The organism is Streptomyces sp. NPDC000404, from assembly GCF_040300365.1.
GTDB lineage: Bacteria > Actinomycetota > Actinomycetes > Streptomycetales > Streptomycetaceae > Streptomyces > Streptomyces ramulosus.
This window is the reverse complement of sequence record NZ_JBEPDN010000005.1, coordinates 266,137-280,621: the sequence shown is the minus strand read 5'-3', so window position 1 is coordinate 280,621 and position 14,485 is coordinate 266,137. Positions and strand designations below refer to the sequence as shown.

Genomic DNA, 14,485 nt, shown 5'->3' with positions numbered 1-14,485 from the left:
GAAACCCCGGCGCCCGGCGGTTACCCGCCGTCCCCGCCCCTCCACGTCGCGTGGCGGCCGCGCGGGCGGCGACGGGCCCTACTTCACGTACGAGCCGGTGCCGCCCTTGTCGCCCGCGGAGTCCTTGAGTGCGGACTTCGGTATGGCGCGGTCGCGCCGCAGCGCCTCCCAGACCTGCGCGGTCTGCCGGGGCAGCGGGGAGACCCGCGCCGGGTCGAGCTTGTCGTACTCCACGGGCAGCGTGACCATGTGGATGCTCTCCGGGCCGATGCCGCCGAGGGTCTTGGCGAGACCGGTGAGCGCACCGATCGAGTTGAGGTCGGTGTCGGTGGTGACGGTCTTGGTCGCGGTGGACGCGATGTCGTAGAGCTTGGCCGGGCTGGTGAGCACGCCGACGTTCTTGACCTGCTGCATCAGCGCCTTGACGAAGGTCTGCTGGAGCTGGATGCGGCCCAGGTCGCTGCCGTCGCCGCCGGGCACGCCGTGCCGGGTGCGGACGAGCCCGAGGGACTGCTCACCGGTGAGGACGTGGTGCCCGGCGGGCAGGTGGAGGTGGCTGGAGTCGTCGTCGATCGGCTTGCTGGTGGTGAGTTCGACGCCGCCGAGCGCGTCGATGAGCTTCTTGAAGCCGGTGAAGTCGACCTCGACGAAGTGGTCCATCCGGATGCCACTGAGCGATTCGACGGTCTTGACGGCGCACGCGGGCCCGCCGACCTCGTAGGCGGTGTTGAACATCACCCGCCGCGCGCCGGCCACCTCCTTGCCGTCCTTCACGCAGGCGGGCCGGGTGATGAGGGTGTCGCGCGGGATGCTGACGACGCTCGCCTTCTTGTGGCCCTGGTAGACGTGCAGCACCATCGCGGTGTCGGAGCGCGCGCCGCCCTCGTCGGTGCCGTACTCGGCGTTGTTGCCGGCGCGGGAGTCGGAGCCGAGGACGAGGATGTCGAGGGAGCCGTTGTCGACGTTGTCGGGCCGGTCCTTGCCGAGGGCGGCGTTGATGTCGATGCCCTTGAGGTTGCCGTCGAGCTGGTAGTAGACGTAGCCGAGCCCGGCGCCGGTGAGCAGCAGGCAGCTGACCGCGGCGCAGAGCACGAGGGTCAGGGCGCGGCGGCGCCGGCTGGGCGCCTTGCGGCGGCGCCCGGTGGCGCGTATGCGGCTGCTGCGGCTCGCCGCGGCCCTCTGCGTCCCGTTGCTGTCGCCCATGTGCTCCTCGGTCCGTGTGCGCTGCCCCCGCCCGCCCCGTGCGGGCACGGCGCGTCATGTCGTGGGAGACGGGGAGCCGGACGGAAGGGTTGCACAGCGCCCTGAGCGCACCGGGCGGACGCGGACGGGCGCCCGCGGCGGGCCGTCCGGCCCGTAAGTCCGTCCCGACCTGGAGCGATGGCCGGTTTTCGGACACCGACAAGCGGCTGGTTCCGGGCATCTCCTGTGCGAAAGGTCTCAGCGGGACACCTCCGGACGGAGGTATACGGACCGGTCACCGCCGTTCACCCCGCGCATCGGGCCCGAGCGGCGCGAAGCCCCCGCACGCACGGTGCGGGGGCTTCGCGGTGGCGGCGCGCGGCCGGGGCGTCAGTCGTTGCCGTTGCCCGTGGTCGGCGTCGTCTTCTGGATCTGGAGCAGGAACTCCGCGTTGGACTTCGTCTGCTTCATCTTGTCCAGCAGCAGCTCGATCGCCTGCTGCTGGTCCAGGGCGTGCAGCACCCGGCGCAGCTTCCAGACGATGGCCAGCTCGTCGGCGCCCATCAGGATCTCCTCCTTACGGGTGGACGACGCGTCGACGTCCACCGCGGGGAAGATCCGCTTGTCGGAGAGCTTGCGGTCGAGCTTGAGCTCCAGGTTGCCGGTGCCCTTGAACTCCTCGAAGATCACCTCGTCCATTCGCGAACCGGTCTCGACCAGCGCGGTGGCCAGGATGGTCAGCGAACCGCCGTCCTCGATGTTCCGCGCGGCGCCGAAGAACCGCTTCGGCGGGTAGAGCGCGGTCGAGTCGACACCACCGGACAGGATGCGGCCGGAGGCGGGCGCGGCGAGGTTGTACGCACGGCCCAGACGGGTGATGGAGTCCAGCAGGACGACCACGTCGTGGCCCAGCTCGACGAGGCGCTTGGCGCGCTCGATGGCCAGCTCGGCGACGGTGGTGTGGTCCTCGGCGGGACGGTCGAAGGTCGAGGAGATGACCTCGCCCTTGACCGACCGCTGCATGTCGGTGACCTCTTCGGGCCGCTCGTCGACGAGGACGACCATCAGGTGGCACTCGGGGTTGTTGCGGGTGATCGAGTTGGCGATCGCCTGCATGATCATGGTCTTACCGGTCTTCGGCGGGGCCACGATCAGACCGCGCTGGCCCTTGCCGATCGGCGTCACCAGATCGATGATCCGGGTCGTCAGACCGCCCGACTCACCCTCCAGGCGCAGCCGCTCCTGCGGGTAAAGGGGCGTCAGCTTGCCGAACTCCGGCCGCTGGCGGCCCTGTTCGGGCGCCACGCTGTTGACGGTGTCGAGGCGGACCAGCGCGTTGAACTTCTCGCGCCGCTCACCGTCGCGCGGCTGACGCACCGCACCGGTGACGTGGTCACCCTTGCGCAGGCCGTTCTTGCGGACCTGGGCCAGCGACACGTACACGTCGTTCGGGCCGGGCAGGTAGCCGGAGGTCCGGATGAACGCGTAGTTGTCGAGGATGTCGAGGATGCCCGCGACGGGGATCAGGACGTCGTCCTCGGAGACCTGCGGCTCGTTGCCGAAGTCCTCACGGCCGCCGCGACGGCCCCGGCGGTCGCGGTAGCGGCCGCGGCGGCCACGGCGGCCGCCCTCGAAGTCGTCGCCGTCGTCGTGGCGGTTGTCCCGCTGACGGTCCTGACGGTCGCGGCGGTCGCCCTGACCACCGGAGTCGTTGCCGTCGTTCTTGTTGCGGCGGCCCTGCTGGCGGTCGCGGCGGTCGCCGCGGTCGCCCTTCGGGCCGCGGTCCTGACGGTCGCCGCGGTCCTGGCGGTCGCCGCCCTTGTGCTGCTGGTCGGCCTGCTCGCCCTTGGCGGGCCGCTCGTCGACCACGGTGTCGGCCTTGCCCTTCGGCTCGGCCTTGGTGTCGGCCGCGCCCTCGGGGCTGCCGGCGGCCGCGGTGGCCCGGCGGCGGCGGCGCTCGCCGGCCGGCTGCTCGTCGCTGGCCGGCTGACCGGGGATGTCGATCTGCTGCTGACCGGCCTGCTTGTCGGCGCTCTTGTCGGCCTTGGCCGGCTTCTCGGCGGCCTTGGTGTCGCCTTCACCCGTACGGGCCTTGGAGGTGGTGCGGCGCTTGGGCTTGGTGTCGGTCTCGGCGGGCGCGTCGGCCTTGGCGGAGCCGGAGGAGCCCGCGGCCTGCCTCTCCTTGATGACCTCGATCAGCTGGCTCTTGCGCATCCGCGCGGTGCCCTTGATGCCGAGGCCGGAGGCGACCTGCTGCAGCTCTGCCAGGACCATGCCGTCGAGGCCGGTACCGGAACGGCGGCGCCGCGTGGTGCCGGCAGCACCGGTGGCAGGCGCGGCGGGAGCGTCCGTGGCGGGCGCGGTGGCACTGCCATCGGTGCGCACGCCCATCAGATCGGTGGTGTCGCTCACGAAGGGTCCTTCCCTGGAGCGGGCGTCGGCCTGTCTGGCTCGGCGACCGGTTGTGCTGTCCGGCTGGTGGTCCCGCGGTGTTGCGAACCGGGCCGGGGCGGTGGTCCCGCCGGATACGGCGGAAAGATCAATTCATTGGTACGGCGCGAAGGGATGCTGTGTGACCCATGTCCGTCACGCCGATTCCGGAGCGTGCTCATTCCTGCTCGGGCCATTGCTTCGAGCAGTTTGGGGGGCTCCCGGAAGAAAGGTGGTCCCGATAGGGACACGAAGCATCGCGCCACTCAGGCGTCGAGTACTGACTTGAGGTTAACACTACCGGATCCAACAAACATTCCCCCTTCCCAAGACCGGCAATCGTCGATCACCCGCGGTGGTCACCCGGCGAGCGGCAGCACGCAGGCGCCTGCCGCATCGAGGGTCAGCCGGTTGGCCGCCCAGCCCTCTCCCGCCAGTGCGGCGACCTTGTCGGCCGAGTCCTCCTCGGCCAGGGCGAGCACCGTCGGGCCCGCACCGGAGATGACCGCGGGGACACCGTCCGCACGCAGTCGGTTCACCAGCGCCACGCTCTCCGGCATCGCGGGGGCGCGGTATTCCTGGTGAAGTCGGTCCTCGGTCGCGGCCAGCAGCAGCTCGGGGCGCCTGGTCAGCGCCTCGACGAGCAGTGCGGCACGACCGGCGTTGGCCGCGGCGTCCACGTGCGGGACGGTGCGCGGCAGCAGTCCGCGGGCGGTCTCGGTGAGCACCGGTTTCCCGGGGACGAAGACGACCGGGACGACGGAGCCGGCCGGCTCCATCCGGATGGCGCGGGCCGCCCCGGCGTCCGTCCAGGCCAGGGTGAAGCCGCCGAGCAGACAGGCGGCGACGTTGTCGGGATGGCCCTCGATCTCGGTGGCCAGCTCCAGGAGCGCGGTGTCGTCGAGCCGCTGCTCACCGCCGATGGTGACGGCGCGGGCGGCGACGATGCCGGCGCAGATGGCCGCCGACGACGAGCCGAGGCCGCGGCCGTGCGGAATGCGGTTGGCGCAGACGATTTCCAGCCCGCGCGGCTGCCCGCCGAGCAGGTCGAAGGCCGTGCGCAGCGAGCGTACGAGCAGATGGCTCTCGTCGCGCGGGAGGGTGTCACTGCCCTCACCTGCGATGTCTACGTGCAGACCGGAGTCGGCGACCCGCACCACGACATCGTCGTACAGCCCCAGCGACAGGCCGAGGGCGTCGAAGCCGGGGCCGAGATTGGCGCTGGTGGCGGGGGTGCGCACCCGGACGGCGGCGGCACGGAACGCGGGACCGGCCATCGCTCGATGACTCTCCTTGATTGATGCTGCGGTACTGCCCCGCGCCACCGGGGCGCCGAGGCGCCCGGCCGGCCGGCGGGGACTGTGTCTGACCTGCCCTGCACACCACTGCGTCATGCCGTGCGGAGGGGAGTTGGCTGCCAGCCTATCGAAGGAAGGTTCTGTGGCGACATAGGGCGCACGGGAGGCGCACGATGCGTGTCGCACGCCGAGCCGTGCCCCACTTCCGACTTTGCAGCCTTTGCACTCTTTGCTGCACGGCGGGTCACCTGCTCCGGGAGCCGGTGACCCGCCGTACGCCCGACGTGTGCGGTTGCGGGGTTACGCGAGACCGAGGCGCTGGGCCGCGGCGTCCGCGTCGATCGGGACGGTGACGGGCTGCGGCGCACCGGCCACGGCCCAGTCGGGGTCCTTGAGGCCGTTGCCGGTCACCGTGCAGACGATGCGCTGACCGGGGTCGACCCTGCCCTCGTCGGCGGCCTTGAGGAGACCGGCGACCGAGGCGGCCGAGGCGGGCTCCACGAAGACGCCCTCCTGCGCGGCCAACAGCCGGTAGGCGGCCAGGATCTGACGGTCCGTCACCTCATCGATGAGGCCGCCCGACTCGTCCCGCGCCTGCTCCGCGAACGCCCACGAGGCGGGGTTGCCGATGCGAATGGCGGTGGCGACGGTGTGCGGGTCCTTGACGACCTCGCCGCGCACGATCGGGGCGCTGCCGGACGCCTGGAAACCCCACATCCGCGGGGTGTGCGAGGCGATGCCGTCGGCGGCGTATTCGCGGTAGCCGCGCCAGTACGCCGTGATGTTGCCGGCGTTGCCGACGGGCAGCACATGGATGTCGGGCGCGTCGCCGAGCATGTCGACGATCTCGAACGCCGCGGTCTTCTGACCCTCGATACGCACAGGGTTGACGGAGTTCACAAGTGCGACCGGATATTTGTCCGAAAGTCCACGGGCGAGCGTCAGACAGTCGTCGAAATTTCCGTCGATCTGGAGGATCTTCGCGCCGTGCACCAGCGCCTGACCCATCTTGCCGAGGGCGATCTTGCCCTGCGGGACCAGCACCGCGCAGACCATCCCGGCGCGCACCGCGTACGCGGCGGCGGAGGCGGAGGTGTTGCCGGTGGAGGCGCAGATCACCGCCTTGGCGCCCTCCTCCTTGGCGCGGGTGATGGCCATCGTCATCCCGCGGTCCTTGAAGGACCCGGTGGGGTTGGCACCCTCGACCTTGAGGTGCACCTCGCAGCCGGTGCGCTCGGACAGCACCTGCGCGGGGACGAGCGGCGTGCCGCCCTCCCGCAGGGTGACCGCCTCGGTCGTGTCGCTGACCGGCAGCCGGTCACGGTATTCCTCGATGATTCCGCGCCACTGGCCGTTCGCGGCGGACGCGGTGGAATTGGCAGACATGGGTTCCTTTACTCCCCTTCGACCCGCATGATGCTGGCGACACCGCGGACGGTGTCCAGCCCCCGCAGGGCCTCGACGGTCGACGACAGGGCGGCGTCGGCCGCCCGGTGGGTGACGACGACGAGGGACGCCTCGCCGTCGGCGTCGGGCCGCCCTTGCTGACGGACGGTGTCGATCGACACCCCGTGCTCGGCGAAGACCGTGGCGACCTGCGCGAGGACGCCGGACTTGTCGGCCACGTCGAGACTGATGTGGTACCGCGTGACGACCTCACCCATGGGGCTCACGGGCAGCTGCGTGTACGCGGACTCCCCCGGGCCGGTGGTCCCCGCGACCTTGTTGCGGCAGACCGCGACGAGGTCGCCGAGCACCGCGGAGGCGGTCGGCGAGCCGCCGGCGCCCGGTCCGTAGAACATCAGCTGACCTGCGGCGTCGGACTCCACGAAGACCGCGTTGTACGCCTCGCGGACGGAGGCCAGCGGATGGCTGAGCGGGATCATCGCGGGGTGCACGCGGGCGGTGACGGACGCGCCGTCCGCGGCGCGCTCGCAGATGGCGAGCAGCTTGACGGTGCACCCCATCCGCTTGGCGGAGGCGATGTCGGACGCGGTGACCTCGGTCAGGCCCTCGCGGTGCACGTCGTCGATGGTCACCCGGGTGTGGAAGGCGATCCCGGCGAGGATCGCGGCCTTCGCGGCGGCGTCGAAGCCCTCGACGTCGGCGGTCGGGTCGGCCTCGGCGTACCCGAGGGCGGTGGCCTCGTCCAGCGCCTCGCTGTATCCGGCGCCGCTGGTGTCCATCTTGTCGAGGATGAAGTTGGTCGTGCCGTTGACGATGCCGAGGACGCGGTTGACCTTGTCGCCGGCGAGCGATTCGCGCAGCGGGCGGACCAGCGGGATCGCGCCGGCGACCGCTGCCTCGTAGTAGAGGTCCGCGCCGTGCCGCTCCGCCGCGGCGTGCAGGGCCGCGCCGTCGGCGGCGACCAGCGCCTTGTTGGCGGAGACGACGCTGGCGCCGTGCGCGAAGGCGGTGGTGATCAGCTCACGGGCCGGTTCGATGCCGCCGATGACCTCGATGACGACATCGACGTCGTCCCGTTTGACCAGCTCCATCGCGTCGGTGGTGACCAGCTCGGCCGGGACGCCCTCGCGCACGCGGTCGGGGCGGCGGACGGCGATCCCGGCGAGCTCCACGGGTGCACCGATGCGGGCCGCGAGGTCGTCGGCGTGCGTCGTCATGATGCGCGCCACCTCTGAGCCGACCACACCACAGCCCAGGAGCGCCACCTTCAGCGGACGCGTACGCATCATTCGACCTCTGCTTTTCATCGATACTGCCGTTTTTCTTCTTGGTGATTTCTTAAGTCTCACGCACCGGACGGCACTTTCCGCGCCTCGTCCGGATACCGAGACATTTATGTCGTCCGCGCCGGACACGCGAACGAGTTCGTCATCCGACATCCAACCGCAGGAGATCCTCCTCCGTCTCCCGGCGGACGATGACCCGGCCCGCGCCCCCCTCGACGGCCACCACCGGGGGCCGCAGCGCGTGGTTGTAGTTGCTGGCCATCGAGCGGCAGTACGCACCGGTCGCGGGCACCGCCAGCAGGTCACCGGGGGCCACGTCGGCCGGCAGGAAGGCGTCCCGGACGATGATGTCGCCGCTCTCGCAGTGCTTGCCGACGACACGCGAGAGCATCGGCTCGGCGTCCGAGGTCCGCGAGACCAGCGCGACGGTGTACTCCGCGTCGTACAGCGCGGTGCGGATGTTGTCCGACATCCCGCCGTCGACGGAGACGTACGTCCGCAGCCCCTCCAGCTCCTTGACGGTGCCGACCTCGTACAGCGTGAAGGCGGTGGGGCCGATGATCGCGCGGCCCGGCTCGACGGAGATCCGCGGCACGCTCAGCCCGGCCGCCTCGCACTCCTTGGTGACGATCTCGCCGAGCGCCTTCGCGATCTCGTGCGGCTCACGCGGGTCGTCGTCCGAGGTGTACGCGATGCCGAGGCCGCCGCCGAGGTCGATCTCCGGCAGCTCCACGCCGTGCTCGTCGCGCACCGCGGTCAGCAGCTGGACGACGCGCCGGGCGGAGACCTCGAAGCCGGCCATGTCGAAGATCTGCGAGCCGATGTGGCTGTGGATGCCGGTCAGCTCCAGACCGTCGAGGGTGAGCGCCCGCCGCACCGCCTCGGCCGCCTGCCCGCCGGCCAGCGCGATGCCGAACTTCTGGTCCTCGTGCGCGGTCGCGATGAACTCGTGGGTGTGCGCCTCGACGCCGACGGTGACGCGGATCTGCACCCGCTGCCGCTTGCCGAGCCGCTGCGCGATGTGGGCGACCCGCGCGATCTCCTGGAAGGAGTCGAGCACGATCCGCCCGACACCCGCCTCGACCGCGCGGGTGATCTCCTCGGTGCTCTTGTTGTTGCCGTGCAGCGCGATCCGCTCGGCGGGCATCCCCGCGCCCAGCGCGGTCGCCAGCTCGCCGCCGGAGCAGACGTCGAGGTTGAGGCCCTCCTCGGTCAGCCACCGCACCACCGCGCGGGACAGGAACGCCTTGCCCGCGTAGTACACGTCGGCGCCCGTCCCGAACGCCTCCCGCCAGGCCCGGCAGCGCGCCCGGAAGTCCTCCTCGTCGAGGAAGTAGGCGGGGGTGCCGAACTCCTCGGCGAGCGTCTTCACATCGATGCCGCCGACGGTCACCACGCCGTCGGCGTCGCGCCGGACGGTACGCGACCAGACCCGCGGGTCAAGGGAGTTGAGGTCGGCGGGCGGCCCGGCGTAGTGCCCCTCGGGCAGCACATCGGCGTGACGGGGCCCGGCGGGGTGGGCGGAACGGCTCATGGTGGTGGAGATCCCCTCGAATGTCGTTCAAAGTCGTACGGGTGCGGAGACGCCGAGCAGGCGGAGGCCGTTGGCGAGCACCGTTCCGGTGGCATCGGCGAGGGCCACCCGGGCGCGGTGCACGGCCGAGGGTTTCTCCTCGCCGACGGGCAGCGGACGACACGCGCCCTGCCACCGCAGATACGCCTCGGCCAGCGCCTCCAGATGACGCACCACCCGATCCGGCGCCCGGTACCGCGCCGCGGCCGCGACGACGTCCGGGAAACCGCCGAGGAGGAGGTGGAGGGCGTGGGCGGCGGGACGGCTCTCGGCCTCGGTCCCGGCGCCGGTCCCCGCGCCGCTCGTGGGGCCGGTGTGCGTCTCGGGGCCGGTGGGCGTCCCGGTGCCGTTCTCCGTGCCGGTTCCGGTGGGTGTCTCGGGGCCGGTGTCGCCCGGCGCGCCCGTGAATCCCAGCTCACGGGCGTTGCGCACCAGCGCCTGGGTCCGGGCGTACGCGTACTGCACCCGGAAGCGGGGGTTCTCCTCCCGCTGCGCGGGCCGCTCGGGGAGCCGCACCGGGTCGTGCGCGGCCGGCCGCAGCAGCGCCCACCGCGCCTCGTCACCGCCGAGGTGCGCGATGAGCCGCGCCAGCTCCGCCCGATCGCCGTCGGACGCCGCCGCGCCCTGCGGCACGGCACCGTCCGACCGCGTCGCGGGCCCGTCCACGGCCGCGTCGATCCGGGCCAGCGCCTCGGCGACGACGAGCCCGCGGGCGCCACCGGAGGGCGGGGCGGTCGCGGCGCCGGGGCGGCCCGGGCGGGCGCCGCCGGTGCCGTAGCGCGCGCCCTGCGCAAGAACGGTGCGGACCAGCTCGGCCGGTGCGTCGTCCCCCAGGGTGAAGTTCAGAAATCCGGGCCCGGCGACCTCGACCCGCGCGATGCCCGGGCAGCCGGCCAGCCGCCCCCGCAGCACCTCGGCGACCTCCCGGGCGGGCAGCCCCGCACCCGCGGCGAGCTGCAGCGCGACGTTGGACGCGTAGTCCCCGGAGTGCGGCGCGGGCCGCACCACCACCCGCTCCGGCACCGCCACGGAAAGCTCCCGCTCCGCCACGGCACCACGCACGGAGCGCAGGACGGTACGGGACAGCTCGGCGGGGGTCACAGGACAAGCGTATGGGAGAAGGGGGGCACCCATGCGACCAGGTTTCGCCTGGTGGACACCGGGGCGCGGGCGGGGCACCCGTCAGGCGGCCCCGGCGCTCCCGGCGGTCCGCCTCAGGAGCCGGCCGCCGTCAGGAGGCGATCCGCGTCAGGACGCGGTCCGGTACAGGAGGCGATCCGCCTCAGGACGAGGCCCGGCGGTCGCCGAGATCGCCCCGCCAGCTGTGGTACCGCTCGCCGCCGTGCGGCGCGAGGTGGTCCTGCCGGTCCAGATGGTCGCCGCATTCGAGATGCGCGGCGTGCTCGGCGAGCCCCGGCTGCTGCCGCACCAGCGCCATCCCGGCGGCCCGCTCCGCCGCCAGCCGGTCGGCCACGGCGGCGTCCTCGCCGGCCACCGGCCGCCGCCCCTCCCGGGCCAGCCGCGCCACCGTCTGCACCATCTCCGCCGGCTCGAACGGCTTGCCCAAGAACGCATCGACGCCCACGGACCGACCGCTGTCCGCCTCACCCTGGGTGCAGCCGCTGATGATCGCGATGGGGATGTCCCAGGTCCGCGGGTCGGCCCGCAGCCGCGCCGCCGTGTGCAGACCGTTCAGCCGCGGCATCACGACGTCGAGGGTCACCACATCGGGTCTCACGCGGTGCACGACATCCAGACACTCGGCACCATCAGCCGCGGTCACGACCTCGAAGCCCTCCAGCTCAAGGTTGACCCTGATCAACTGCCGGATCCCCTTGCTGTCATCCACAACAAGGATCCGACCGCACAAGCCAGGCACACGACGAGACTAGGTGCCCGCCTCCGGCGCCGTACCCCTTTTCCGCACTTCGGCCCCCGTGCGGGGGACGTTTCCCCGACCGCTCCCCCCACGCCTCCGGCATGCGCTAGGACGCACATCGAGGCCCCGTCCCGGGCCGCCCCGCCCGCCTCGGAACGATCTTCCCGGCCCTCCCCCGGATCACGTGCCGGAACACCCCATCGGAGCTGGTAGTGTTCTACCCGTCGCCGAGCAACACGGCGAAACGCCCCCGTAGCTCAGGGGATAGAGCAACGGCCTCCGGAGCCGTGTGCGCAGGTTCGAATCCTGCCGGGGGCACTTCGCAGGAAGTGCCGAAAAGGACCCTGATCAACTGAGAAGCTGATCAGGGTCCTTGCTTTATGCCCCGAAGCTCACACGTCTTCCTTGTCGCCGCCTCGTCCTCGGGAGCGCCTTGACCGCGCCTCAGCAGGGCCCGCCGACGCGCGCCTGGCCGAGCCCCTCCCGCGCGGCCAGGCGTACCGCGCCTCTCAGGCTGTGATGGTTGCTCCGTAGTCCGGGTCATAAAGGCGCAGCATGGAGACGAAGCGATCGAGCAGGTCGAGTTGTTCGGCCCTCAGTGACGGCGCATTGAAGTGCATGACGGTGTTGCGGACGTCCTTCACACGGCCGAGCAGCTCGATGAATTGACCTCTGTCGACAAGGGGCCAGCCGAGCTTGTCCCAGCGTTCCTCGTTGTCCAGGAGGCGGATGTATTCGCCGAACATCATCTCGTCGACGGACTTCTTCCTCTTGTGCACCTTCTGGATGTCAACGTCGTCGTAGACGCGCCCCAGACACCGGCGTAGTCGCCGCTCGATCTCTCCCAGAGTGAAGAAGGGACGGGCCACGGTGCCGAACTCTCCGGCAAGGTCGGCGGAGGTGACGATGCCGCTCACCTCCCCGCCCGCAGCTCGGACGAGGACGAACTCATGGGCTCGGATGGCGGGGAGTACCAGCAGCAGATGCGCCGAGGCATTGACGATCTCGTACTCACTGCTGATCGCGTGCGCCAGGCACGCGTCGCGTCCCGTCGCGTGCATGTGAGCGATCGACGCCCAGGTGACCACCCCGTGCAGGGTCCCCGACATGTCGATCACGGGAAGCTGCGAGTACCCGTGCTCCGCCATTCTGCCCATCGCGACGGGCAGAGGATCGCCAGGAGCGATCGATGTGACCCTGTGGGCACACGGCAGGTCGTGCACGCGCATCGCCGTCTGCGGGAACATGCCGACGGCTTCCTCGGGGGCTTCGGCCTGCTCCTCGGCACCGCCATCGCCCTTGTCGGCGCCGACGTCCGCGTCACACTCCTGGGTGATCGGGACGACAGCGACTTCGTCGTCCAGCGAACCGACCCCGAAGTCCGGCACCGTGCTCAGCCCGGCATTCGTCAGATCGAGCCGGATGTGCGGCACGGACGCGTGGTCTCGGATCCGGAAGCCCCACAGGGACAGGAGGCGCCGGATCGGCAGGGTCTGGCCCACCAGCCCCTTGACCGTGGCGTCATCCGGTGTGGGCATCGTGCACCCCCTCACGCACCACGGCCTTGCCCATTTCCCGCTCCACCAGTTCCAGCAGCCTGGCCGTCCGGTCCCGGTAGAAACCCTCGAAGTCGTCCGCGCGCAGCATCTTGGCGTCGATGAGGTGCGTGCCGACGATGTCGTTGAACCAGTCACCGGGACTGCCGGTGTGCCGTTCGAAAGAGGTCAGGTACTCCGACGGCGCACTGGCCCCCATCGCCTGCCACGCCCGGTAGGACAGCGGTGTCTTGTTGATAATGCTGCTCATCCGGGAGCTGTCCGCGCCGTTCTGCTCGAACCAGGCTTTGGGGAAGACCTGCCGGATGTCCACGTACTGCCCGATCAGGAACTGCTCGTTGATCGGCTCCTCGTGGAAGAACCAGTCGATCGCCCCCTCCTTGAGGAGGAGAGCGTGGACCCCCTTGTACGCGGCACTGTTACGCGAGGTGAGCCGGTGCAGGCGCTGTTCCTGGAACGTCGCCTCCGCGATGGTGTCGGGCTCCGGACCACCGCCCTTGATCCAACCGACCACCTGCTCGACGTCCCGTACGAAACGGGTGTCCGTGACGCCCCCGTAGAGCTCGCCGAACACACCGCACCAATACCAGCGCGCGAGCCTTTTCCGAACGCCCCGGTCCTCCACCATGTCCCCGAGGAGGACGCCGATCGCCGCGAGGGGCACGACCTGGGACCCGTACGGCAGGTCGCGCTCACGGAACACGTGCTGTGTGGCAAGGAATCGGCCGACCCAGGACAGCGCCTCAGCCGTCCTCGGCGCGATCCTCGTGTAGTCGGCGAGCGGCAGGTGCAGCAGATCGCGGCGCTTGCAGCTCACCGCCGGTGCGTTGGCGGCCCCGGAGTTCTCCGCCAGAAACTCCTGCTTGCGCTGGTATGTACGCACCAGCGCGATGGCCTGGAGGAAGTCCAGACTGGTGAGCCCGGTCTCCTGACCGCCGTCTCTGTCAAGCGTTCCGAAGACCTGGTACTCCGAGCACAGCTTGCCCTTGATCGTCTGCCAGTCCTTGATGAGGCTGAAGTCCTCGCCACCGTTGCGCTCCGCGTACTGTGTGTCGCCGGCATAGGTCGCGGTGAGCAGCTCGAAGACGTTGAGGACGACGCCGCCGGTGTTCACCCGCTCGAAAACGGAGCACACGGCTTCTTTGCGGGTCTCCTTCGGCAGCCGGATCAACGGCACCTTGAACCCTTTGACGGTGTCGATCACCCGGGCCTGGAAGGCCGACCACAGATCCCAGTGGTCGTCGGCACCACTGACGTAGACCCGTTGCCACTTTCCGGTCCGCTCCGGCTCGAATATCAGGTTCAGGGGAAACAGGCCGCTCGCGCATTCCTTTTCCCGCGTGGTGAGGTCAATTGCGGCGCCTCGGCGGAATGCGCCCCGCACGACCCGGTCCTCCGGGACGGAGAGGATCGCCTCGTCCCGGTCCGCGGTGTCGTCCACGGCCTTGGCGATGTCGATGTAGTACCAGCGCCTGAGCGGCCTGCTCCGGGCGCCCGTCGTCTCCACCGGGCGGTCCGACTTGAGCGCTTGGAACAGAGACGTCAGCCGTTGTTGTCCGTCGAGCAGCAGCTGTTCCGGTATGACATCCGGACCCACCTCCGTGCCGTGCAGCGGGCGCGCCTTGAATTGAGCCTCGCCACCCGTCTCCAGCGTCATCGCGACGCCCAGCGGATAGTCGAGCGTCACGGTTGCCAGCAGGGCACGGATCCGATCGTCGTCCCACTTCCACTGCCGTTGGAAGTCGGGAAGCTGAATCGTGCCAACCGCGACATCGTTCAGCATCTTGCTCAGGCTGGGCCCATCGAGAGCCATCCCTCACCCCCATCACAAGGACGCTCCCCTGCGTCACAGGGGGCACATGGTAGTGACACCG

General features: G+C 70.7%; 10 protein-coding genes and 1 tRNA gene. 1 reads left to right on the top strand and 10 read right to left on the bottom strand.

Annotated features, from left to right (window positions below):
• Window positions 1-78: 78 nt before the first annotated feature.
• From ABT345_RS11435 to ABT345_RS33235, 8 genes are all read right to left on the bottom strand, one after another.
• Complete coding sequence (locus ABT345_RS11435) at window positions 79-1,203, bottom strand: LCP family protein (RefSeq protein ID WP_345086203.1); 1,125 nt, start codon at window positions 1,201-1,203, stop codon at window positions 79-81.
• Between the two features lie 369 nt (window positions 1,204-1,572).
• On the bottom strand, window positions 1,573-3,594 hold the full coding sequence (gene rho, locus ABT345_RS11430) for a transcription termination factor Rho (RefSeq protein WP_345086205.1): 2,022 nt from the start codon (window positions 3,592-3,594) through the stop codon (window positions 1,573-1,575).
• A 377-nt stretch (window positions 3,595-3,971) separates the two neighbouring features.
• Window positions 3,972-4,889 (bottom strand): homoserine kinase, encoded by a 918-nt coding sequence (gene thrB, locus ABT345_RS11425; protein ID WP_345086207.1) that lies wholly within the window; start codon window positions 4,887-4,889, stop codon window positions 3,972-3,974.
• A gap of 321 nt (window positions 4,890-5,210) precedes the next feature.
• Window positions 5,211-6,296, bottom strand: a complete 1,086-nt coding sequence (gene thrC, locus ABT345_RS11420) for a threonine synthase (protein ID WP_345086209.1) — start codon at window positions 6,294-6,296, stop codon at window positions 5,211-5,213.
• Window positions 6,297-6,304: 8 nt separating this feature from the next.
• Complete coding sequence (locus ABT345_RS11415) at window positions 6,305-7,606, bottom strand: homoserine dehydrogenase (RefSeq protein WP_345086211.1); 1,302 nt, start codon at window positions 7,604-7,606, stop codon at window positions 6,305-6,307.
• Between the two features lie 139 nt (window positions 7,607-7,745).
• Window positions 7,746-9,137: a diaminopimelate decarboxylase gene (gene lysA, locus ABT345_RS11410; RefSeq protein WP_345086213.1), complete on the bottom strand. Its 1,392-nt coding sequence runs from the start codon at window positions 9,135-9,137 to the stop codon at window positions 7,746-7,748.
• 27 nt (window positions 9,138-9,164) lie between these two features.
• Window positions 9,165-10,277, bottom strand: coding sequence for an ArgS-related anticodon-binding protein NrtL (gene nrtL, locus ABT345_RS11405; protein ID WP_345086215.1), 1,113 nt, complete (start codon window positions 10,275-10,277; stop codon window positions 9,165-9,167).
• Window positions 10,278-10,458: 181 nt separating this feature from the next.
• Window positions 10,459-11,025, bottom strand: coding sequence for a response regulator (locus tag ABT345_RS33235; RefSeq protein ID WP_386459206.1), 567 nt, complete (start codon window positions 11,023-11,025; stop codon window positions 10,459-10,461).
• 276 nt (window positions 11,026-11,301) lie between these two features.
• Between ABT345_RS33235 and ABT345_RS11395 the strand changes: the two genes are divergently transcribed.
• Window positions 11,302-11,373, top strand: a tRNA-Arg gene (locus ABT345_RS11395).
• 191 nt (window positions 11,374-11,564) lie between these two features.
• Here the strand turns inward: ABT345_RS11395 and ABT345_RS11390 are convergent.
• Window positions 11,565-12,593: a CBS domain-containing anti-phage protein gene (locus ABT345_RS11390; RefSeq protein WP_345086217.1), complete on the bottom strand. Its 1,029-nt coding sequence runs from the start codon at window positions 12,591-12,593 to the stop codon at window positions 11,565-11,567.
• Entirely contained in the window at window positions 12,577-14,394 is a 1,818-nt protein-coding gene (locus ABT345_RS11385) for a GmrSD restriction endonuclease domain-containing protein (RefSeq protein ID WP_345086219.1), read from the bottom strand. The genes ABT345_RS11390 and ABT345_RS11385 overlap by 17 nt, the downstream gene beginning before the upstream one ends.
• Between the last annotated feature and the right edge of the window lie 91 nt (window positions 14,395-14,485).

Coding starts and splice junctions, on each gene's coding strand:
- ABT345_RS11385 (WP_345086219.1), bottom strand. CDS start 14,394: ATGCTGAACGATGTCGCGGTTGGCACGATTCAGCTTCCCGACTTCCAA.
- ABT345_RS11435 (WP_345086203.1), bottom strand. CDS start 1,203: ATGGGCGACAGCAACGGGACGCAGAGGGCCGCGGCGAGCCGCAGCAGC.
- ABT345_RS11415 (WP_345086211.1), bottom strand. CDS start 7,606: ATGATGCGTACGCGTCCGCTGAAGGTGGCGCTCCTGGGCTGTGGTGTG.
- thrB (WP_345086207.1), bottom strand. CDS start 4,889: ATGGCCGGTCCCGCGTTCCGTGCCGCCGCCGTCCGGGTGCGCACCCCC.
- ABT345_RS11390 (WP_345086217.1), bottom strand. CDS start 12,593: ATGCCCACACCGGATGACGCCACGGTCAAGGGGCTGGTGGGCCAGACC.
- lysA (WP_345086213.1), bottom strand. CDS start 9,137: ATGAGCCGTTCCGCCCACCCCGCCGGGCCCCGTCACGCCGATGTGCTG.
- thrC (WP_345086209.1), bottom strand. CDS start 6,296: ATGTCTGCCAATTCCACCGCGTCCGCCGCGAACGGCCAGTGGCGCGGA.